18 protein-coding genes are annotated in these 22,566 nt (G+C 27.5%); 4 read left to right on the top strand and 14 right to left on the bottom strand.

The features are described from left to right. Window positions 1-52: 52 nt before the first annotated feature. The 4 genes from ABDZ60_RS02875 to ABDZ60_RS02860 all read right to left on the bottom strand — a co-directional run bounded on the left by ABDZ60_RS02875 (window position 53) and on the right by ABDZ60_RS02860 (window position 4,520). Window positions 53-889 carry a MerR family transcriptional regulator gene (locus tag ABDZ60_RS02875; RefSeq protein ID WP_047001429.1) on the bottom strand — a complete coding sequence of 279 codons (837 nt, stop codon included), beginning with the start codon at window positions 887-889 and terminating at the stop codon, window positions 53-55. A gap of 163 nt (window positions 890-1,052) precedes the next feature. Next, window positions 1,053-2,201 (bottom strand): 1-propanol dehydrogenase PduQ, encoded by a 1,149-nt coding sequence (locus tag ABDZ60_RS02870; RefSeq protein WP_047001430.1) that lies wholly within the window; start codon window positions 2,199-2,201, stop codon window positions 1,053-1,055. A gap of 189 nt (window positions 2,202-2,390) precedes the next feature. Beyond that, the gene (locus ABDZ60_RS02865; protein ID WP_016207582.1) at window positions 2,391-3,260 is read right to left on the bottom strand and encodes an AraC family transcriptional regulator; all 870 of its coding nucleotides are present in this window, start codon (window positions 3,258-3,260) and stop codon (window positions 2,391-2,393) included. A 288-nt stretch (window positions 3,261-3,548) separates the two neighbouring features. Next, the gene (locus tag ABDZ60_RS02860; protein ID WP_343775829.1) at window positions 3,549-4,520 is read right to left on the bottom strand and encodes a DUF2087 domain-containing protein; all 972 of its coding nucleotides are present in this window, start codon (window positions 4,518-4,520) and stop codon (window positions 3,549-3,551) included. Between the two features lie 229 nt (window positions 4,521-4,749). Here ABDZ60_RS02860 and ABDZ60_RS02855 point away from each other — a divergent pair, with 229 nt between their 5' ends. The 3 genes from ABDZ60_RS02855 to ABDZ60_RS02845 all read left to right on the top strand — a co-directional run bounded on the left by ABDZ60_RS02855 (window position 4,750) and on the right by ABDZ60_RS02845 (window position 7,232). Continuing rightward, entirely contained in the window at window positions 4,750-5,601 is an 852-nt protein-coding gene (locus ABDZ60_RS02855) for a Cof-type HAD-IIB family hydrolase (protein WP_343775826.1), read from the top strand. Between the two features lie 204 nt (window positions 5,602-5,805). Beyond that, complete coding sequence (locus tag ABDZ60_RS02850; protein ID WP_343775823.1) at window positions 5,806-6,291, top strand: C-GCAxxG-C-C family protein; 486 nt, start codon at window positions 5,806-5,808, stop codon at window positions 6,289-6,291. Between the two features lie 11 nt (window positions 6,292-6,302). After that, entirely contained in the window at window positions 6,303-7,232 is a 930-nt protein-coding gene (locus tag ABDZ60_RS02845) for a TDT family transporter (protein ID WP_343775820.1), read from the top strand. Between the two features lie 79 nt (window positions 7,233-7,311). On the opposite strand, the gene helD is transcribed toward ABDZ60_RS02845, so the two are convergent. After that, window positions 7,312-9,555 carry an RNA polymerase recycling motor HelD gene (helD, locus tag ABDZ60_RS02840; protein WP_343775817.1) on the bottom strand — a complete coding sequence of 748 codons (2,244 nt, stop codon included), beginning with the start codon at window positions 9,553-9,555 and terminating at the stop codon, window positions 7,312-7,314. 359 nt (window positions 9,556-9,914) lie between these two features. Beyond that, complete coding sequence (locus ABDZ60_RS02835; RefSeq protein ID WP_343775814.1) at window positions 9,915-10,136, bottom strand: hypothetical protein; 222 nt, start codon at window positions 10,134-10,136, stop codon at window positions 9,915-9,917. Between the two features lie 240 nt (window positions 10,137-10,376). Here ABDZ60_RS02835 and ABDZ60_RS02830 point away from each other — a divergent pair, with 240 nt between their 5' ends. Further along, on the top strand, window positions 10,377-11,687 hold the full coding sequence (locus tag ABDZ60_RS02830; protein ID WP_343775812.1) for a DUF4317 domain-containing protein: 1,311 nt from the start codon (window positions 10,377-10,379) through the stop codon (window positions 11,685-11,687). Window positions 11,688-11,728: 41 nt separating this feature from the next. On the opposite strand, the gene ABDZ60_RS02825 is transcribed toward ABDZ60_RS02830, so the two are convergent. The 8 genes from ABDZ60_RS02825 to ABDZ60_RS02790 form a co-directional block, all read right to left on the bottom strand. Then, on the bottom strand, window positions 11,729-13,753 hold the full coding sequence (locus ABDZ60_RS02825; RefSeq protein WP_343775809.1) for a methyl-accepting chemotaxis protein: 2,025 nt from the start codon (window positions 13,751-13,753) through the stop codon (window positions 11,729-11,731). A gap of 344 nt (window positions 13,754-14,097) precedes the next feature. Beyond that, the gene (locus ABDZ60_RS02820) at window positions 14,098-14,433 is read right to left on the bottom strand and encodes a rubredoxin-like domain-containing protein (RefSeq protein WP_343775806.1); all 336 of its coding nucleotides are present in this window, start codon (window positions 14,431-14,433) and stop codon (window positions 14,098-14,100) included. 193 nt (window positions 14,434-14,626) lie between these two features. Beyond that, on the bottom strand, window positions 14,627-16,435 hold the full coding sequence (locus ABDZ60_RS02815) for a sensor histidine kinase (protein WP_343775803.1): 1,809 nt from the start codon (window positions 16,433-16,435) through the stop codon (window positions 14,627-14,629). 8 nt (window positions 16,436-16,443) lie between these two features. Beyond that, window positions 16,444-17,559: a response regulator transcription factor gene (locus tag ABDZ60_RS02810; RefSeq protein ID WP_343775800.1), complete on the bottom strand. Its 1,116-nt coding sequence runs from the start codon at window positions 17,557-17,559 to the stop codon at window positions 16,444-16,446. 134 nt (window positions 17,560-17,693) lie between these two features. Continuing rightward, on the bottom strand, window positions 17,694-19,457 hold the full coding sequence (locus ABDZ60_RS02805; protein ID WP_343775797.1) for an FAD-dependent oxidoreductase: 1,764 nt from the start codon (window positions 19,455-19,457) through the stop codon (window positions 17,694-17,696). A gap of 17 nt (window positions 19,458-19,474) precedes the next feature. Then, window positions 19,475-20,329: a carbohydrate ABC transporter permease gene (locus ABDZ60_RS02800; RefSeq protein WP_016207567.1), complete on the bottom strand. Its 855-nt coding sequence runs from the start codon at window positions 20,327-20,329 to the stop codon at window positions 19,475-19,477. Between the two features lie 14 nt (window positions 20,330-20,343). Next, complete coding sequence (locus ABDZ60_RS02795) at window positions 20,344-21,261, bottom strand: carbohydrate ABC transporter permease (protein ID WP_343775792.1); 918 nt, start codon at window positions 21,259-21,261, stop codon at window positions 20,344-20,346. Window positions 21,262-21,273: 12 nt separating this feature from the next. Then, the gene (locus ABDZ60_RS02790; protein ID WP_343775789.1) at window positions 21,274-22,563 is read right to left on the bottom strand and encodes an ABC transporter substrate-binding protein; all 1,290 of its coding nucleotides are present in this window, start codon (window positions 22,561-22,563) and stop codon (window positions 21,274-21,276) included. Between the last annotated feature and the right edge of the window lie 3 nt (window positions 22,564-22,566).

Raw genomic sequence — 22,566 nt, 5'->3', positions numbered from 1 at the left:
TGCCTATTTTTAATATTTATACATTCCCCTTAGGGTAACGTTTTCATTTTGTTCACTTTTTATATTTGCTAATTTTAACCATTACTTCTGTTACAAATTTATCTGCATTTTTAGTTGTCCAATAATCAGTAACATATCTTTCATATGAGCTTTCTTCATAAGTGTATTTATTTTTATCCGCCCAATTACTTATTTTTTTATATGTTTCATTTATAGTTTCATGTGATCCTATATGATAACAAGATGCTACCATACATCCACCATATTCAATAGTTTCACATTCTTTACATTTTAATATAGTCTCTTGCATAATTTTCATCTTATTACACTTTCCATTCATCTTGTCTTTAAAAGAAGGAAATTTTATTATTACAGGACCTGTTATAGCATTACTTTTACTTTCTATGTAGTTGGTAAACTCTATATTAATAATAGAATCCATATAATCATACTTAAAATCTTGATCTAAGTATATCATTCTACAACTGTCTATATATTTTATTGATACTTCATTAATTTCATTTTCTATAACCGTCTGTGCTTCCATTATAAGGTCATACCAATCCTTTATAGATTTAAGTTTTAAACCTATTTCACTTTCTTCTGCCTTTAACTCATCTATCTTATTTCTAAAGCTTTTCTCAAAAACTGAATAAGATGTTCCTTCTAGAAATGCTTTCATTTCTTCAAGCTTAAACCCACTTTGTTTATAGTATTTTATCATTGGTACTGATAATAAAGTCTTTTTACTATAATATCTATACCCACTTTCATCAGATACCTTATCAGGAGATAATATCCCCATTTTATCATAATATCTTAGAGCTTTTTTCGATAAATTACATAATTCCTCTACCTTCCCTATCGAATACAAGTCACTTTCTCTCATAAAACAACCTCCCCTATTTTCTCCCCAAAATCTTAGCTGTAATGAAATTCAGTAATATATTATTTGTTTATAGTTTACTTAAATTTATATTTATTTTCAATATCTACCATTAAAAATTAAATAAATAAAAGAGAAAACCACCCAAAAATGAGTGGTTTTTAAATTACTTAATTCCTGTAAATCTATCTAGAATCTTTAATAAATCTTTATTTGTTACTTCTCTAGGATTTGTTGCAGTACAAATATCCTTCATAGCTGCGTTTATTATTTCTTCCTTTACTTCACATAATAAACCTAAATCTGAGCCTTGATCTTTTAGTGTTAAAGGAATCATTAACTTCTTTTGAAGTTCAATAATACACTTAATCAAATTATTAACTCCTATATTCACTGTAGAGGCATGTAAATTCAACACTTTTGCTAATCTTTGATATTTTCTAGCAGCTATATCATACTCACTATTATAGTTGTCTATTTTTAAATTAGCATTATATTCTATAACATGAGGAAGTATTATTGCATTAATTCTTCCATGAGATATATGCAACTTTCCACCTACTGCATGAGCTAAACTATGAGTAATTCCAAGTCCAGCTGAATTAAATGCCATCCCTGCTAAACAAGATGCATTATGAATTTTTTCTCTTGCTAATAAATTATTTCCATTATCAAAAGCTTCTGGCAAAAATTTAAAGGCTAAAGAAATAGCTTTTTCTGCTAATGCATCTGAAAAATCATTTGCATCTTTAGAAACATAAGCTTCTATTGCATGTGTAATTACATCCATACCAGTATCTGCTGTAATAGACTTAGGTACAGATGTTACAAGTGATGGATCAAGTATTGCTACCATAGGAAGAAGTGATTTATCTGACAAAGCATATTTTAACCCTTCGCTTTTATCAGTTATTACTGCATATTGAGTAGCCTCAGAACCTGTCCCACTTGTAGTTGGTATAGCAAAACATTCTTCTATTTCAAAATCAGCTCCTAAAAGCTGCTTTGAATATTCTCTTATTGCCTTAGCTGCATCAATTGAAGAACCACCACCAAGAGCTATTATAGTTCTTGCACCACAATTTTTTAATGTTTGAATTCCTGATGCAATAATTTCAACTGAAGGATCTGGAACTATATCACTAAATATAGTAACATCACAATTAACTAGTTTCTCTTGAATTTTAGAAGCCATACCTGACGATTCTATAAATTTATCACATACAATCATCACTTTTTCATCTTTTATTTTACTTAACCTATTTAAAGAACCTTCTCCAAAATAAATATTGGTGCTAACACTAAATTCTTTCATATAAATTTCTCCCTAATTTAAAGTTTGTGAAATATGAATAATTTAGCTATTCTTTAAAATCAAAACAATAATTAACCTACAAATTAATTATATCAATCAAAATAAATCTTTATTTGTTAATTATACTACAATCATTTTCATATAGCAAATACTTATATAAATTTACTACAAGTCAATATCCCTTTAAAATTATTTTTTTACAACAGCAATCCAAACTTCTTGTTGATTTTCTTGCATATAACATTCAATAACTGGAAGATTATCTAGTTCATACCCTGAGTTTGGAAGCCATTCGCTATAGAATTGTTTATAGACATTTTGTATTACTCCTGGTAATTCTCCATTTGCTTCAAAAACTGCCCATGTTGCTGCTGGATACGTAAATTCCTTCATCCCTTCAATTACTGGAACATATTCGCATTTTGCCGTATCAACGTAATTTGTTACAGCTATAATATACTCCATATCTTCAGATTCTCCCCATTCTCCTCCTTGTGCGATCCCCAAGAATCCTGATGGTCTATAGTTAGGAAAGTTGTCTAAAAGATTTTGCATAGTCCCATCCTTCCAAGCATCTTCCCATAACTTTGGAATTACTTCAAAAGCCTTTTCAGTTTTTAACTTTTGTGATATTCCCATTACTTTAAATTCAGGCCATTGTTCAATTTTATAATTCATATGATTTTCTCCTTTTATTGTAATTTGAAATGAGATTTTAGGACAAGATCTTAACTGTACCGTTTCATTTCTAACCTTTGATGGTAATACCCCATGAAAGTTTTTAAAAGCTCTTGTAAATGCATCTTGAGATTCGTATCCATATTTTAAAGAAATGTCAATTATTCTTTCATTATTATTTAACAACTCAAAGGCTGCCATAGTTAAGCGTCTATTTCTTATATATTCAGATAAGGGCTTATCAGCTATATATGAAAACATTCTTTGAAAATTATAAACAGAACATCCAGCAATTTTTGAAATAACTTCATAAGATATTTCCCCTGTAAGATTTTCTTCTATATAGTTTATTGACTCATTTAATTTATTTATCCAATCCATTTCCTCACCTCTCATTAAATAATATCTTTTTTATAGTAATACTACTCGACTTTTCATGCCGCATTTTGCAGACTATATTATTTGGGAAAGCAAAATAATTAATATATATAATATCATAAATTTGGAAAAACCATCTATTTACTATAGAAGAAATATATGATTCTATAAAAATATCCTTAGCTATTTGTTAGTTGTAGCTAAGGATATTTTATATTAGTTGTAAATCATAATCAGTATAAAACAAAATATGATATCTTATATTTTCTTATTACGTTGCTATTAATTATTTTACTTATTATATAATTTTAAATTATCCCCTTGATTATCAATCCAAAGATTTAAAAGTTCTTTTAAATCATCAAGTGTTTCTTTGTCTGTAGAATTTTCTTTTTTCTTAAGTTTTTCTACAATTATAAACTCAAATACATTTTCTCCATACTTATCCCAATCTTCTTGAAAATTCTTAATTCTTATTTTTCCTAAGTTCAATTTAAACTTTATTGATTCAAATGGTTTATATAAATTTTGGCATATATCTACAAATGAAAATCCATTAATTGTATTGTATACTTGAATTATTCCCATCTCAACTTCTTGCTGCTTATAATTATTTATAAGCTCTTTTCTTTTCACATTTTCCATAGTACTTTCCACCTCAACTCTATAATATTTTTCCCCATACTTATCTCTCTTTAAATAGCCATAATCTACTAAATACCTTCTTATTAATGCATCATCATCATAGATTTTTTTAATTATTTTTTTAACTTCTTCTTCTGTATAAAATCTATTTGGCTCAAACAAATTAGCAAATCTAGGTAATAATGCTTTTCTTTTTTCTTCTTTAACTGGAAAATATCTAATCTTATGATTTACTGACTTAGAGGAATTTTCATCAATTAATTCCATAATAGCTAAAAAAGCTCTTGCCTGCCTTGCTCTTTCCCTTAATGCAAATCTAATATTTCTTACTGTAGATTCTGAACAAGAAAGATTGTTTGCTATTTCTTTATCACTACATTTACTAGATAACATATCAAGTAACTCTTTTTGAATTTCAGTCAAACCAGTATATTTCTTATCTAACAATAGTAATCTTTCTATAGAAGTCCCATGAATTGACATGTGATTATTTATACTAATATTATTTTTACCAATATTCTTTTGACATATTAAGCATATAAATTCACCTTTCTCATTATTCCATATATATCCACGCTTAAAATCTTCTATTGTTGCATTACGCATAAGTTCTTTCATTTTTCCCTCTCATCTATTAATTTTATAGACATAATAACATTTATTTGTGTGTAAGTCAAATATTTAACTCATTAACTCTATAATTTATATTTTTTAACAAGAATTAATAATTTTATTATTTTAAACTATATTACTTTTTGATATAAATTACTCATTATTTAATTAATGAATTCACTTATAGGTTTAATGCTAGTATAATTAAATAAAAAGAACTATGGAGGAAATATAAATGAGTGATATAAAAGTAATTATTTTAGATGTAGATGGTACATTAACTAATAGTAAAAAAATAGTAACTAAAAAAACTAAAAATGCTTTAATTAAAGCACAGGAAAAAGGAGCCATACTAGTTTTGGCTTCAGGAAGACCTACATCTGGATTAATGGATTTAGCTAAAGAATTAAAAATGAATGAAAACAATGGTCTTTTAGTTGCATTTAACGGTTCTAAGGTTGTTGACTGTGAAAATAATAAAGTTTTATTTAATGAAACTATGAGCATTGAAGAGGGACAAGCTGTTCTAGAGCATATGAAAAATTTTAACGTTAAGCCTATGATAGATAAAGATGACTATATGTATGTCAACAATGTTTTTGACAATGAAATAAATTATAAGGGAGTACCTTTTAATATAATTCAATATGAAGCTCGTGGTGGTAAGTTCAAACTGTGTGAAAAAGATGATTTAGCAGCTTTTGCTGATTATCCATTAAATAAGATTTTAACTGCTGGAGAACCTGAGTATTTAAAAGCTCACTACAAAGAAATGATGGAACCATTTAAAGATACTTTGAATTGTATGTTTACAGCAGATTTCTATTTTGAATTTACTGCTAAAGGAATTGATAAAGCTAAAGCCTTAGATTCTGTGTTAATTCCTATGGGCTATAAAAAAGAAGAAATGATTGCTTTTGGAGATGGTCATAATGATGCTTCTATGGTTAAATATGCTGGTATTGGTGTAGCTATGGCTAATGCAGTAGATGATTTAAAAGCTATAGCAAATGAAATTACTTTGTCTAACGAAGAAGATGGTATTGCATATACGCTAAGCAAATATATTAAAGATATAGATATTTAAACTATATATAAATTTAAGAAACTAAAACTTAAAATATAATTTTTATCTTTAACTTGGCTATCTTTAAGATAGCCATTTTCTATATATCTATAATTCTTCTTTTTTCTTTTAATTTTTATCATTTATATTATTAAAATATAAATTTGTATTTAATTTCCTCCTGATTTATAATAAAGATGAATATATAAAATGGAGGTTTTTTGTATGAATTGGAAAAAAGAGGTCAGTGTAAAAAAAATATCTCAAGATGCTGAAGATTTATTTAGAGGAGGTTTTTTTTGTTCTGAAGCACTAATAAGTTCAATACGTTCTAACTTTGAGTTAGATGTACCTGAAGAAATAATATCAATGGCATCAGGATTCCCTGTTGGCATAGGCCGTTCTAAATGTCTATGTGGCGCAGTTTCAGGTGGTGTAATGGCATTAGGACTATTCTTTGGACGTACTAAACAAGGAGATTCTAAGGTTGAAAAGAATTTAGAGGTTGCAAAAGAATTACATGACTGGTTTAAAGAAGCTAATGGTAAGAATGCTCTTTGCTGCCGCATATTAACTAAAGGTTTTGATATGTCAGCTGGTGCTCATAAAGAGCAATGTATACATTTTACAGGCATGGTTGCTGGAAAAGTTGCTGAAATAATAGTAAGAGAATTAAATTTAGTTAATACAGATAACTTAGTTACAGTATAGGAGTGTGCAATATGATAAAAAAAATACCACTTCCTATTTCAGGGGTAATGCTTGGCTTTGCAGCTTTAGGTAACTTACTTCAAAGCTACTCTGAATCTATACGTTTAGTATGCGGCATTATCTCTTTAATTTTAGGATTACTTTTAATATGTAAAATTGTAATGTATCCATCTATGATAAAAGAAGACATGAAAAATCCAATTACTGCTGGTGTATCTGCAACATTTCCAATGTCCATAATGCTTTTATCTACTTATTTAAAGCCGTTTACAGGAGAAAAGGCTATTTATATTTGGTATTTAGGAATACTTCTTCATTTAGCCTTAATAATATATTTTTCAATAGAATTTATATTAAAGTTTAATATAAAAAAAGTTTTTACAACATATTTCATAGTTTATGTTGGACTAGCTGTTGCAAGTGTCTCAGCTCCAGCATTTGAAAAAACAAATATAGGAACAGTAGCATTTTGGTTCGCATTTATATTGTGTATGATATTACTTGTAGTTGTAACATATAGATATGCCAAACATAAAGAAATCCCTAATCCAGCCCAGCCATTATTTTGTATATATGCAGCTCCTGTAAACCTTTGCCTTGCTGGATATATTCAATCAGTACAAATAAAGTCATTAGTACTAATAAGTTTTTTAGCTATTTTAGCATTTATAACATATATTATAGTTCTATTTAAATTGCCAAATTATTTAAAAATGTCATTTTTTCCAAGTTATTCAGCATTCACGTTTCCTTTTGTTATAAGTGGAATTGCAACAAAAATGACTATGGCTTACTTAAGTAAAATAGGATATACGATAGTATTTCTAAAATATGTTGTTTTATTGCAAACAATAATAGCAACTATATTAGTAATATATACATTATACAGATTTATACTTTTTTTAATTCCCGAAAAAATTCAACATTCAGTAACTCAATAGCACTTATAAATTTATAGAAATAGCAACTTCTAAAATGAAGCTGCTATTTTTTCTAGTAACTTTTAATTTATTATTAATTCTACTTAAGTTTAAGTAATTTTGTACATTTACCTAAATAGTATATACGTAAAATATGAAGTGCCCTAGTGCAAGCTGTATAAAAAAGTAATCTTTCTTCCTCACAATTATAATTTTTATCTCCTGCATTATATATAAGGACTACATCAAATTCTAATCCTTTAGCTAGAAAAGATGGAATTACTAATGTATCATTTACATACTCATCCTCATCATTTAAAAGAGCATTAACATGTACCTTATCTTTAAGAAAATTATGAACATCCTGTGCTTCTTTTATAGTTTTTGTAATAATCCCAATTGATTTATATCCTTGTTCTTTATATATTTTTATATCCTTGAGTAATTGCTCTTTTATATTATTTTCATTAGAAAATCCAAAAACAACTGGCTTATCTCCACTTCTCGCTACAGATTCATAATTAATATTGTTATTTAGAAGCCTTTTAGAAAACTCAGTAATTTCTATTGTGGATCTATAACTTTTTGTTAAATTAATTATACATGTATCATCTTTTGAAAATATATCTAATATATTTTCATAATTTCCAAGATTCATAAATGGGTTTATAGATTGATTTAAATCTCCAAGTATAGTAATATTGGCATTTCTAAAAAGATTATATAATATTTCATATTGTAACGGTGTATAATCCTGCGCTTCATCAATAATAACATATTTAATTTCTGAAATTTTCAAAATATCGCCTAATGCTCCTTTAAGATATAGAAGCACATGTTGATCTTCATAATTAATTTTTTTATATTTTAACATCTCTAATGTATAAATTTTAACTTCATTGATATCTTCTTTATCATACTCTATATTTGATATCTTTGAAAAGTACTCTATATTCTCAAATAATTTTTTATAGATATCAATTATATTAAACTCTGTCATTTCATATATTTCTGAATGTATCTTTTCTATTTCATTTTTTACAATTGACTTACTTTGTTTAATAATCTCTTCATCATCCACATAGTTATCATACTCCTTTATACCTTTAGTTACTTCCCCTATTCTACCCTTTTCATAGGGCTCTAAAAGATATAATATTCTTTCTCTTAACTTTTCAAGTCTTCTTTTTAATGGCATATTACGATAATCCATAAAAAATAACTCTTCAATTTCTTTAGCTGATATTATTAAATTATCTTTAAAAACTATATCTCTAAACTTTCTATTAACGCTTTCTAAGTAATTTACATATTCCTTTAAGATACTTATGAATTGTTTTGATGACTTAAATTTTATACTTTTAACTCTCTCCTTATATATATCTTCCTTCTTAGAATCAAGTATATATTCCATCATCTCGCAATATTCTTCTTTTATAATCTCATTTCCTAAAGCTTTATGCATATATTCTTTAAATGTAGTTTGAGACATATTATCTTCACCAAGCTGTGGTAATACATCTGAAATATAGTCATTAAAAATATTATTTGGAGAAAAGATTAGTATATTTTGAGGTAATATTTTTTCTCTATGTTTATATAATAAATAAGCAATTCTGTGAAGTGCAACAGAAGTTTTTCCACTTCCTGCAGGTCCTTGCACAATCAAATTCTTATATTCTTCATTACGAATTATTTGGTTTTGTTCTCTTTGAATAGTTGTTACTATTGCCTTCATCTTGCTATCACTACTCTTGGCTAAAATATCCTGCAACATTTCATCATCTATCTTAATATTACTATCAAACATATACTCAAGTTTACCATTGTTAATTTTGTATTGTCTTTTTAGGGTAAGGTTACCATTAATTAAGCCTTCAGGACATGTATATCCAGCTTTCCCAACTTCATAATCATAAAACATACTAGATATTGGTGCCCTCCAATCATATACTAAAAAATCAAAATCATCATTAATTAAATTAGAAATTCCTATATAATATTTCTCTGGCATTTCTTTTCCTTCTTCAGTAAAATCTATTCTTGAAAAATAAGGAGATAAAAGCATTTTTTCATATTTTTCTTCAAGCTTCCTTGTAAATTCGTGCCTTCTTTTTTGAATTTTCATTGCAGTTATAAATTCCATGAAATCTACAATTTGATCTAATCCATTAGTTACTGAAACAGACCCTACATCTTCCCATAACTGCTTTTGTGTTTCAAGTGTTTCCTTTCTAAATTTTTCTTTAAAATTATGTTTTTCATCAAATTGTTTTTTAACCTCTTTAAGTACCTCTTGTAGCCATTGGTTTTCAAAATTCCATTCATAGTTATTACTATCCATATTACTTCACTCCCCTTAACATAAAATTATTAAAATAATTTATAAATTCTATTGACATCAATCTTTTAAAGGTGTAAAATACAATTGAGGAATTATATTAACATCCTTCCAAAAAGTGATTTCAAATCTTATTATATCACTTCCATTTTTCATGTCAATAAAATTTTACTGTTTAATTTTTTATCTATTATCTTATTTTATATTTTTTTCTTTCTATAAATATAAAAACTCTTACTCATATCTACCATGAGCAAGAGCCTTTTTAATTAACTAGATTAACTCTAAGCTTTGTTATCTATAAAATTTTCGACTAGTTCAATATCTTGGCTTATTGTTTTCCTCTCACTCTCCTCAGATTCTTAAAATTTAAAATTAATATTTTCTATATTATTTTTTATATTAGATAATATCTTATCCTTACCTTCAGTATTATGTTCTCTAACCTTATCTAATACAATTTCATGTTCTAATAAGTTATTATTTTCGTCTAGTTTATTTAAGGTTACGTTTAGAGTTTTATATTTATCTAACTTATCTGATAGTGGCTCTACTTGCTTATTATTTACACTTATTGTACTCATATTTAACCTCCAAATTCTATTTCTTTTATCATATAACTTAAAACATCATTTCCATAATTATTTTACTATTAAATCTTATTTATCATATAATAATACCTTTAATTAATTTGAAAAAAATATTATACTAAAATAAGTGTACAAGACTTTGATTTAATTCACAAAACTTACTAATGATATAAATACTTTAACAATTCAATAGATTAGTAATAGAAATATAAAACTAGATTGAGAGGTTTATATATGAGAAAAAAAGATATACTTGAGCTAAAAAGACGTTTAAAGAAAGATCATTGCACCTTTACTAAAATGTGTGGTTGCTATGTTAACGGAGAAAAGCATATTATATTAAAGTTTAGAGAAACTTTTCTAAACTTAGATGAAGATGAATACTTTAAATACTTAGAAATTTCTAAGAAGGTTTTGTCTGGAACTATTGGTAATAATATTCTAGAACTTAATTTTCCAACCAATGAAGATCTTATAAATGAAAAGCAAATATTCCTTATGCAGCTCAAAAATAGTCAATTAAAGGACGATATTATTCTTGATAATTTTTATGACTCAATTATAGATAATTATGATTATACAGGTAATTTTTTAATACTAATTTTTCATGATGCATACGATGTTATCACCAAAACAAAAGATAATGCTAAGATAGACGAATCAGAAGAAGTATATGAATATATTTTATGCGCAATATGCCCTGTTTCACTTTCAGAGCCTGGTCTTAGGTATTTTGAAGAAGATAATAAAATAAAGGCACGTATTAGAGATTGGGTAGTTGAAGCTCCAATTAATGGTTTTGTATTTCCTGCATTTATTGATCGTAGCTCAGACGTTAATTCAATTATGTACTACACAAAAAATGCAAAGGATACACATCCTGAATTAATGGAGAATGCTTTAGGTTGTTATACAAAGCAAACTGCTACTATACAAAAAGAAACCTTCCAATCAATTATTAAAGATACTTTTAGCTCTGATGAAAAAAAATCCGAGAAAATCTTTATGGAAGTACAAGAAAACCTAAATAATATGCTTGATGAATACAATTCTATATATGATGATACAGATTCTGAACCTATAAGTCTAACCAAGGCTGACATACAAAACCTATTGATCGAAAGTGGAGTTCCAGAAGAAATTACTACAAAGATTGAAAAATCTTATTTAGAAACATTTGGTGATGACCTTCCTTTAGTAGAAAATTTAATTGATGTAAAAGTACTTAAGGCTAATGAACAAATAAAAAAAGAAAAACAGTTAGAAAAACAAGTAGAAATACTTCAAACTAGACTTGAGCAAGTTAAAAAGGAAGTTGCAGTAGATAACGAAAATCCTGAATCTACAGAAGATCATGATGATTTAGAAAGTATTACTGATAATATGGTTTTAGATGAAGTTCCTGAATATGATGTTATTCTTCAAGTAAAACCTGAAAAAATACCTCAGATTAAATCTAAAATAATTGATGGTCAAAAATGCATAGTTATTCCTATTGATGAGGATGAACAGACTACAGTTAATGGAATAAATGATTTAATTTAATATATAAGGACAGTAGTTTCTACTGTCCTTTTTATTATTAATTATTTATTAACTTTAAACTTATTAACTCCATTAGTTAATTCCTCTGATGTATCTCTTAGCTTTGATGCATAAGCTGATACTTCTTGTGCACTTGCCATCATTTCTTCTGTTGCTGCGGCAATTTGCTCTGTAGAAGCTGATACTTCTTGTGAAACTGTTGAAACTCCGTAAATTTTATCTACAACAATATTCTTAGAAGTAAGGGTTCTATCAATATAATCATATGTATCATCAATTAAAGGAGTAATATTTGAAAAAGCACCAATAATCTCTTTAAATGAATCTGTTGTATATTCCACTGCTTTTACTTGGCTACCTATAAGTACTTCAACTTCTTGTGAAGTTTTTGTTACTTCTTCTGTTTCGCTTGTAATTGAATTTACTAATGTTTTTATTTGTTCTGTGGAGTTTCTAGATTCTTGAGCAAGCTTTCTAACTTCTTCTGCTACAACCGCAAAACCCTTTCCAGTTTCTCCAGCTCTTGCTGCTTCTATAGCTGCATTTAATGCTAAAAGATTTGTTTGATCTGATATTCCATTTATCACTTCAGTTATATTTCCTATTTGAGATATACTAGCTGATAAAATATTAACCTTTTCATTTACTGCATTAAATCCCTTACTTAAATTACTAAATGAAATTAATATATTATCTATATTCTCTTTTCCTATATTGGCTTTGTTTTCAGCTGCATCTACATTAAGCTTTACAATATCCATCTTTTTATGTATGCCTTCAATTTCTTCTGCCAAGGCCGACATATAATTTGTAATTTCTAAAACATCATTGGCTTGACTAGTAACGCCTGATGCAACTTCTTGAATTGCATAACTTATCTCACTTGATGCAGAACTTAATTGATTGGAAGCACTAGAAAGCTGTTCTGCCATTTCATCTGTTTCAATTGTCTTACCCTGAATATTACTTATTATTTCTTTTAAATTATTAACCATATCTCTAAAACTTAAAGCAAGAACACCTATTTCATCCTTACTTTTAACTTCAATAGAATGATATAATTCACCATTTGCTACACTTTTTGATGAAATTGAAAGTTTATTAAGAGGTTTTATAACACTATTGGAAATTAATGTTAATAAAACTAAAATAATTATAAAAGAAACTATACCAATTGCTGATATAATAAGTATAATAGTTTGTATAGTATCTTCAACATTTTTTAAAGAAAGTCCGATATCAATAGCACCAATAATATCATCTCCATGCATTACTGGAACAATTATATCATATACGTTAACCCCTTCTTTATCATAAAAATATTCTGAAGTATAAACTTGTCCTTCAAGAACTGCTTTCTTACTTCCTTCATCTTCAAGTTTTATACCTATTCTATCTTTTTCAGAGTGAGCAGCTGCATTTAAATCTTTATCTATAAATAGTGCATATACAATATCAGGATCTTCACCAATATTGCTAACTAAGGCTTGATATCCTACACTATCACTAAAGCTTTGAATTTTATTAGCTAATATTCCAATTTGAATAACTCCACCATTACTTCTTTTTATATATCCGTATTTATAATAGTCATTTGTTTCTGTGCTTTTTCTGATATCCTCTATATATTCATTTTTTCCGCCTTTTAATACTATACTAGCTTTATGATCTTCTTCATAAATTGTACCTATACTACTTGGCAAATTTGAATATATGATTTTACCCTCTGAATTTCCAATATTTATTTCATCAACTTCAAATTGCTTAGCTATTTTTTGTAAATATTCATTGCTTATTACTTTATCATTACTTTCTATAAAATTTCCTAAATTCTTTATATTACTTTCTATATTTAAATTCATTATATCTAATGCTGAATCACTTATTTCTATTTGTGAAACCGCTTGTTCAGCAACCATTAAACCATCTTCTTTTAATTGATCAAGTATTGCTTGTTTAGTAATTAAAATTAAACTTAGTGTTATTGCAATAATAGCTAATAGAATACTTATAATTGGAACAACACGAATTTTAAACTTAATTGATTTACTATTAAAATTATTCATAAAACTCCTCCACATTCATTTTATAGTTACCTCCCAAATTATATATTATCCTTTCCTTTTATTCAACATATTTCCTTTGCTTTTTTCTTTTTTCGACAATAATATGTTTTAAAATTATTATTAATAATAATTTTAACTAATATTTATAATAAAATAATGAGGAATACCCCTAATGGATATTCCTCTAAATACAAATGTTACTTACGCATATATTAATTTTTTTGAATAAAAGCTTAAAAGCTATGCAAGAAAAAACACTTTAGATTTCACTGACAAATGTTTTTACGCACATAGCTTATTTTCTAATATTCTATTAAAATTTGCTTAACTATCTTAATGTAATCTTACCACTTACCGTTAGTCATATGTCCTGCAAGCTCTGCTTTACATCTTTGTTTCATAGTCCAAGCTTCATTTTTTGCTTTTTCAAAGCCATTTACACATTTTGGATCTAAGTTTATTTCTATTCCTTCTTGTGCAAGCTTAGCTATCTTATTTGCTAATACAATTATTTCAGAATGAATGTCATTAGTTCTATCTGATGAATAAATCTTTTCAGCTTCTTCACTAGTAAGTTCAACAAATTTTTCTTTTCCTAAATTACATTTTGGGCACACTTCTGGTGCTTGCATTCCTTCATGTATATATCCACATACAGTACATTTAAATAACTTTTTCATAATCATTTCTCCTTCATATTCTATCTATAATTTTCAACTTTTTTTATTCAACTTTATATTAATATATTAGCTTAAATAATATTTATTGTCAACTAATAATTTTTATTATTTATTTGTATGTTCTTAACTCTTAAAAGAAGTTATAATTCTATGAAATATTAATATAAATTCTATCTTTATTCACAAATATATATCAAATTTCATTGGAATTAATTTTAGAATCCGAGGGTATTGATATAATTATACTTGTTCCAATATTAATCTTACTTTTTATTTCTATACCGTAGTTTTCTCCAAAACTAAGTTTTATTCTTTGGTTAACATTTTTTATTCCAATATGGTTTTCCTCTTTTATATATTCTGTCTGAAGCTCATTATTAATAGATCTACTATCTTCTTCTTGCATCCCTGCACCATCATCATTTATCTCTATTAAAATCTTATCTTCTAAAAGGAACGATCTTATTGTTAAGGTACATCTCTTATTTGTTGGCTTTATTCCGTGGTATATTGCATTTTCTACAATTGGTTGCAAAGTTATTTTGGGAATCATGGATTCTAAAGTTTTTTCTTGAATATCATAGAAAACTTCAAACTTATTCTCATATCTTATTTTTTGTATCTCTAAATATATTTTTACATGTTCAATTTCATTTTTTAAAGTATTCATATAACCTTTGGTATTAAGTCCTATTCTCAAAAGTTTCGATAAATTTGAAATCATATGGCTTCCTTCATTTTCTCCATTAGTAAACTCCATAACCTTCCACTTTATGTTTTCTAAAGTATTAAATAGAAAGTGAGAATTAATTTGTGATTGAAGTGCTATAGATCTAGCTTTTTTAAGTAAATGCATTCTATTATTAAGTTCTTTCTTAAGATATTGAACATCGCTTATAGAGTTTTCCAAACCTCTAGATATTATTTTAAGTTCATTTATGTTCGATTTACTATAAATCGGAATAGTATCATAATTTTTCTTTTCTAGTATTCTAACTATTTCTTCTATTGGAGTGAAAAGCTTAATAGCTATAAGAAACGAAATAATTAGTACCAAACTTATACTAAAAATTAAAAATCCGATCATTATATCTCTGATTCTATTTACTCTTAATTTATTATCCTTTGTACTTATAAGAGATATAAAATTCCAGTCATTATAATTAGATTTAATATTATTTATAAAGTACTCTTTCCCATCTATTGTAATTGTGCTTCCTTTTCCTAGATTTGATATATCTATTCCTTGTAGTGATTTTATGCTACTAATATTTTTGTTTAGTAGATTTGCATCTTTATTAAATATAATTGAATCATCATTTAGTATATAGAAATCTTCAATAGTGAAATCCTTATTTTGATTTATAAGTTTATTAATTCTATCAATATCAATGCTAACTACAACTACTCCGCTTTTTTCGGTAGAATATAAAGGTATGGCTCTAAAAAATGATATTGTATTCTTTTCAGGGATAACAGATGTCCAATAGCTTTTAGAAATGTTTTTATAAAATTCTTTTTCAAGAGTATCACTATACTTCCAATCTATATAGGACATATTACTTGTAACAATCTTATAATCACTTTTTTCAGAATAGATACAAATAGAATTTATGAAATCTCCATAATATACATAGGTATTTATTACCTTTTCTATGTTGTTTATACTTTTTAGCATATCTGAATTTTTTTCATCATAGTTCCTACTACTAAATCTTAATATATTTTCTACTTCCAAATCAGTAGCAAGACTTAAAAGAGTAGTTTCAACCTGCCTGCTTATCATATCAATGCTATCTTTTGTTCTTGATAAAGCAGCTAAGTTAGCATTCATTATCTGATCCTTATAAATATTATTTAAATGATTAAATGCAATAAATAATGATAAAAATAGCGGAAAAGTTATAAAAAGATTAATGGTTATAAAATACTTTACTAAAATACTGTTAAATCTGTATTCTTTTATATATTTCCATATATTCAAATTCTTAATTTTCCCCATAAAAACACCTATTTATCTTCTTTATATTTAATACATTTATCCTTAACAAGAATTTCTCTATACTTATTCGGAGTATATCCTGTATATCTTTTAAATATCTTGTAGAAATATTTAAGATTTTTATAGCCCACAAGTTCAGATATCTCATAGACCTTTAGGTTTCTATTTCTTAAAAGCTCTTTTGATCTTTCTATTCTTATTTTGGTTACGTAGTCAATAAAGTTAATTCCCATCTCTTTCTTATAAACCTTACTTAAATAAACAGGACTTAGGAATACGATTTCAGAGACTTTTTCTAAGGTTAAATCATTCATATAATTTTTTTCAATATACTTATTTGCTTTTTTTATAACTAATTTAGAATTACTATTATTATTTTCTTCAATTCCATTAACTGCTGAATCTATCCATAATTCAAAGACTTCAAGTGCTCTATTATAATTTTGGGATTCACTAATATTTCTTATTATATCTATCAAATCTTCTTTTATATTTAAACCTAAATAAAATCCAATTATTTTATTTAGCAAAAGTGCTAAAGTATTCTCTAAAAACTTTATCCCAGAATTAAAAGGCATATTTACTACTTTATTTGATATATCCTTGAAAATACTATAAATAAAAATCTTATCAAAGTTCAAAAAAGATTCTATTAAATTAGACTGCATATCTATAAGCACACTAAAATCCCTTTGTATATCAATTACTTTTTTCTTTTCCTCATTCATTTTTTCATTAATATTTTTCAAAACATCAAGATCACTTTTTATTTTTATAAACTTTTCTTTAATTTCTCTCATTTCTATAGGCTTTACTATATAAGAAACTACATTATATTCTAAAGCTTTTTTAGCATATTCAAATTCCTGATAACCACTCATTAAAACAACCTTTATATCCCTAGGGTTTTCAGACACAAACTTAGCTACATCAAGCCCAGATTTTCTATTCATTCTAATATCACAAAGTACTACATCTACAGACATGGTATTTATATAATCTATTACCTCTTCTCCATCCTCACATTTCATTACAACATTGAACCCGAGATCTTTCCAATCAATAAATTTACTTAAGCCTTCCCTTATGTTCTTTTCATCATCTGCTATGACAAGATTATACACTTATATCACCACCAGTAATTCAAATAATTTTATCTAGTTTACATTTTATATTATTCTTCATACTACTTCAAAATCCTTTATATCTAATATCTCAAATTTCTCAAAAGATAAAAGACTATCAAAAGATAGCCTTCTTAATATATCCTAATTTCATAGATGCACATATTATCTGATCCCCATGTATTTAAAGGTTTAACTCTTATTCTGTTACAGGTAATATTATTAAACTTAGAACAACTACGTCTTCTATGATTATCCCTAACTCCTCTTTTTGATACTAATACTTCTCCATTATAAAACTCAATATCATAATCTTTTACTATTTCCTTTGGAGTGCCTTCTTGCTGGCGATTTCTAACACTATGAGTCAAGGAAACCATTATTTCTTTTGATAGATTAGAATCAAATTTTATAATTACTTCTTTAGGTGAAATATTATTATCAAAATATAATTCAATCCATGGATTCTTGTCATTCTCATCTGTAATCCACGCATTTATTTGATCTTTAACTGTTCTTGAATATCCATTTATAATATTTTCAGGTTCACAATTTTTAATGAAGCTTGAAGCCCTTACTCTTGAAAATAATGCTAAATCATCTTTATCTTCATTTTTAAAACCTGGTATATAACAGTCTTCTTTCATTAGTATTTGCTGAAGTTCATGTATGTGCTTATTAATCTCTCTTGGAATAACTTGCTTACTTATACACATAGCAGCAGCTGTTCCTGAAGCCTGACCAATAACTGCACATGTTGCCATAACTCGTGTTGATCCAAAGGCCATGTGTGAAGCACTTATGTCCCTTCCCGCCAGCATTAAATTATTTATATTTTTAGAGTAGATTGATCTATATGGTATTGTATATAAATCATCCATCATAATAAAGTCATTTGGCTCTATTCTAGTCCTTATGCCTCCCACAGTATGCATATCCATAGGCCAGCCACCATAAGCTATCGCATCTTCAAATATTTTGCCATCAAATAAATCCTGTTCCTTTAAAACATAATCTCCTAATATTCTTCTACTTTCTCTTTTCCCTGGTAAAAATCCAATCCAGTCTAATGCAAAATTATCTGCATTATGATTTCCTGAGTTTTTTATATGATCCCATACACCATATACAGCCTTTAAGAGTTCATCTCTTATTTCTTCACCATCCTGTATTACATCCAAATCATCACCGCCAATTTCAATCCACCAGTATCCACTATTGATTTCATGATGTTCTCTGTAAGCTAAATCTTTCTCATGATAAGTATTAGCCCAAAATGGTTTTATAAAGTCAACTTTTTTTCCCATATCTATAGCTGTAAATAATAGAGTGTTTCCCATAGTATGATTATCTTCTTTATCAGGAGCAAACTTTTCTCCAAAAGTATCTTTTCCTTCTCTCCCTGTCATGTATTCTGCACCAGATAAATAACCGATAGTACCATCACCTGTAGCGTCTATAAATATTTTCCCATTCAACTTAAGTACCTTTTCTGTAGTTAACTGCTCTCCACTGACCATAGTAATTTTATTTTTATCTTTAATTACTTCTGTAATATGTGTATTTAAATATAGATCAAGATTTTCTTGAAATTTTGTTTTTTCCCATAAGATAGTATCTAATATTGAAAAAGAATTACTTCTATTAACTCTTTTATTGTCCAATAAAATTTCTTCTATTATTCCCGTTTCTCTAGCATTTTTTCTAAATCCATGATAATCTGCACCACATATATGCATTCTTATTTCAGAACTAGCATTTCCTCCAAGTACTGGACGATTACTTACTAATGCAGTCTTTGCTCCATGTCGTGCACTTGCTATTGCTGCACATACCCCAGCCATACCTCCACCAATAACCACTACTTCATAATCTTTAATTATAATTTTTTTATTCATTCTTATACCTCACAAATTTAACCTTTTACTGAACCAGAAGTAATACCTTGAATAAAGTATCTCTGCAAAAATATAAATATTAAAGCAACCGGTATTGATACAAATATAGAAGCTGCCATCATATTAGACCAATTGTTTTGAAATTCTCCCATATATGTTAATGACAATCCTGGAGCTAAAGTCCTTTTTGCAGCTGAGGTAACAAGAGTCAATGAATATAAAAGATCATTCCAACTCCAAACAAACCCATATATTGCGGTAGATATTACTCCAGGTACTACTAAAGGAAATATTATTTTATGCATTATAGTCATTCTTGATGCTCCATCTATACTTCCTGACTCTATTAAAGAATCTGGTATCTCATCAAAATATGATTTCAATGTTAGAGTCCCCATTGGCAAAGTAAATGTAACAAATGACAGAATTAGCGATAGATAATTATCTAATAAATTAAATTTACGCATTACTGTATATATTGTTAAAAGTAGTACTGCAAAAGGAAACATTTGAGCAGTCATTACTAGCATCATAAATGACTTTCTCCCTTTATATCTAAACTTTGAAAAGCTATATCCTGCATAAGTACATAGAGCCGTAGATATAAAGCAGCTTACGAAAGATACAAACAAACTATTTCTAAGATATATAAGTATTCTCTTATCAGTTATTACCTGTATAAAATTATCAAAAGTTATACTCTTAGGAAACAAGCTTGGATTAACATTGAAAGCATCTTTCGCTGGCTTTAATGCTGTTATTATTATCCAGTATAGTGGTAAAAGCACAAATAATCCTACTATAATTAGTGAAACTATAAAAAATATTTTAAATCCTTTACTTTTGCTATCAAACAATTTAAATTCTGACATAATAGCTTCCTCCTTTACTTTTCTCTCTGCATTTTTAGATATAAAAACATAAATACAGATAATATAGCAACCCATATTGTACCCATAGCAGAAGCCCTACCCAAGTTCCAATTTTGAAAAGCAGTTTTGTACACTTCAACGGATAATGTAGTTGTTGATATGCCAGGGCCTCCTGTAGTCATAACCCATATAATATCAAAATGCTGTAGCCCTGCTATAATACCTAAAAGTAAAATGAAGAAGATAATATTTTTCATAGACGGAAGAACTATTTTTGTAAACACTTTAAAATTATTTGCACCATCAATTCTTGCTGCTTCAACCATATCATTAGATATACCTTTTAATCCCCCTATAAGAAGTGCCATAAACCATGGCATGTACTGCCAAGTTCTTGCAATTATAACTGCCAACATTGAAAATTTAGGATCAGCTAGCCATGTAATATTTTCCTTTATAATCCCTAAGCTTCTTAATATATAGTTCAAAACTCCAAATTGACCATGAAATATCCACATCCACAAAAATCCTATAGCTGTTCCAGGTATTATCCAATTAACAAGAGTAATACCTCTAAGGAATTCTGACCCCTTAAATCCTTGATTTAATATTATAGCCCATATGAATCCTAATATAAATGATAAAAAAGTTGTTCCAAAAACAAATATAAAAGTATTTATTAGTATTTTAGTAAAATTAGGATCTGAGAGAATACTCTTAAAATTATTTAATCCTATAAAACTTTTCTCAGTAGTTAACATTCCTGCTTTAAAAAAACTATGTGAAACTGATGACAAGAAAGGATACAGTACTATTAGAGAAAAAACTATAAGGGCTGGTAGTACTAACAGAAAGCCAAATTGACTATCTGTTAGTTTATTCTTTTTTATTACATCATCAGATTTATTATTTAAAAATAAATTTGATTGCATATAGTAACCTCCTTAGTTGATATTCTGCTCAAGCCTCATTTGTGCATCTTCTAATGCCTTCTTAGGAGTTTTAGCTCCAAGTAGAGTGTTTTGAATTTCTTCAGTAATTATAGTTGCTAGTTGGCTATCATTCTCAAATTTCTGTGTTTCAGCCTTTTTTCCAGTTTCAGTTATCTTAAGCCATTCACTTGACCAATTATCATTTTTAACCTTTTCACTGTTAATAGCTGATTTCATTACAGGAACAGATCCTGAAGCCTCAAAGTACTTAATGGAAGTCTCTTCACTTATTAAATATTTTATAAAATCTCCAGCCTTCTCTTTATCTTTAGCGCTTTTAAATATAACTAATTGATGACCCCATAGTGTAGATTGAGGCTTGTCTCCTTCTTTTAAAACAGGTCTTTCCATTGGCTTTATTGTTTCGTTAAGATTATCTTCTAAAACTCCATTGCTCTTAGCAATACCTCTTGCAAGTATAGCATCATCATAGAAAGCAACTTTATTTTGAGCAAACAATTGTCTTGCATCAAATCTTGTTAAATCCATTGCTATATAACCTTTATCCTTTAGACCCTTATACCAAGTTAATGCTTTTTCATTTGCCTCACTATTTATTACAACCTCTCCATCATCATCTATATATTGACCACCAAAAGTCCAAAACCATGCATTTACATCTTTAGCTATACTTCCTGCTTCTTTAGTTGCTGCTGCATAAGGAATTATATCTTTATCATATTCTTTAATCTTTTTAAGTGCTGCTTCAAACTCATCTACAGTTTGTGGAACCTTATCAACACCTGCATTTTTTAATATAGTAGGATTATAAACCATTCCTATAGATGCTTGAGTCCAAGGAACTGCAAGTTGTTTTCCATCAATGTTTCCAGAATTTAATGATGCATCTGATAAGTTTTGCTTCATCCAATCTTTTCCTAGTACTTCATTTAAATCTACTAGCACATCCATTTTGGCTAAAGTTGCGAGCCATGCCATATCTACTTGTGCCACATCAAGATCTTGATTACTTTGAGTTCTTATTATTAGCTGCTGCAATGTATTAGCCCAAGGCCAGCCAACCCATGAAACTTCAGACATATCTGTTGAAGTATTATAAGTATCAATAATTTCTTTTATTGTTTCTTTATTGGCTTCTTCTTCTCCACTCCAACCTGCCCATACTAAATTAGTCTTTTCTTTAGGTTCATTACTCACTTTATCTGTCTTACTTGAACAGCTAACTCCAGAAAATATACTAAATATTAAAAGGCTTGAAACTAAAATTTTAATTTTTTTCATTTT

The organism is Clostridium sartagoforme (assembly GCF_039521405.1).
GTDB lineage: Bacteria > Bacillota > Clostridia > Clostridiales > Clostridiaceae > Clostridium > Clostridium sartagoforme.
The sequence above is the reverse complement of the archived record's forward strand: the minus strand, read 5'-3'. Positions and strand labels throughout refer to the sequence as shown.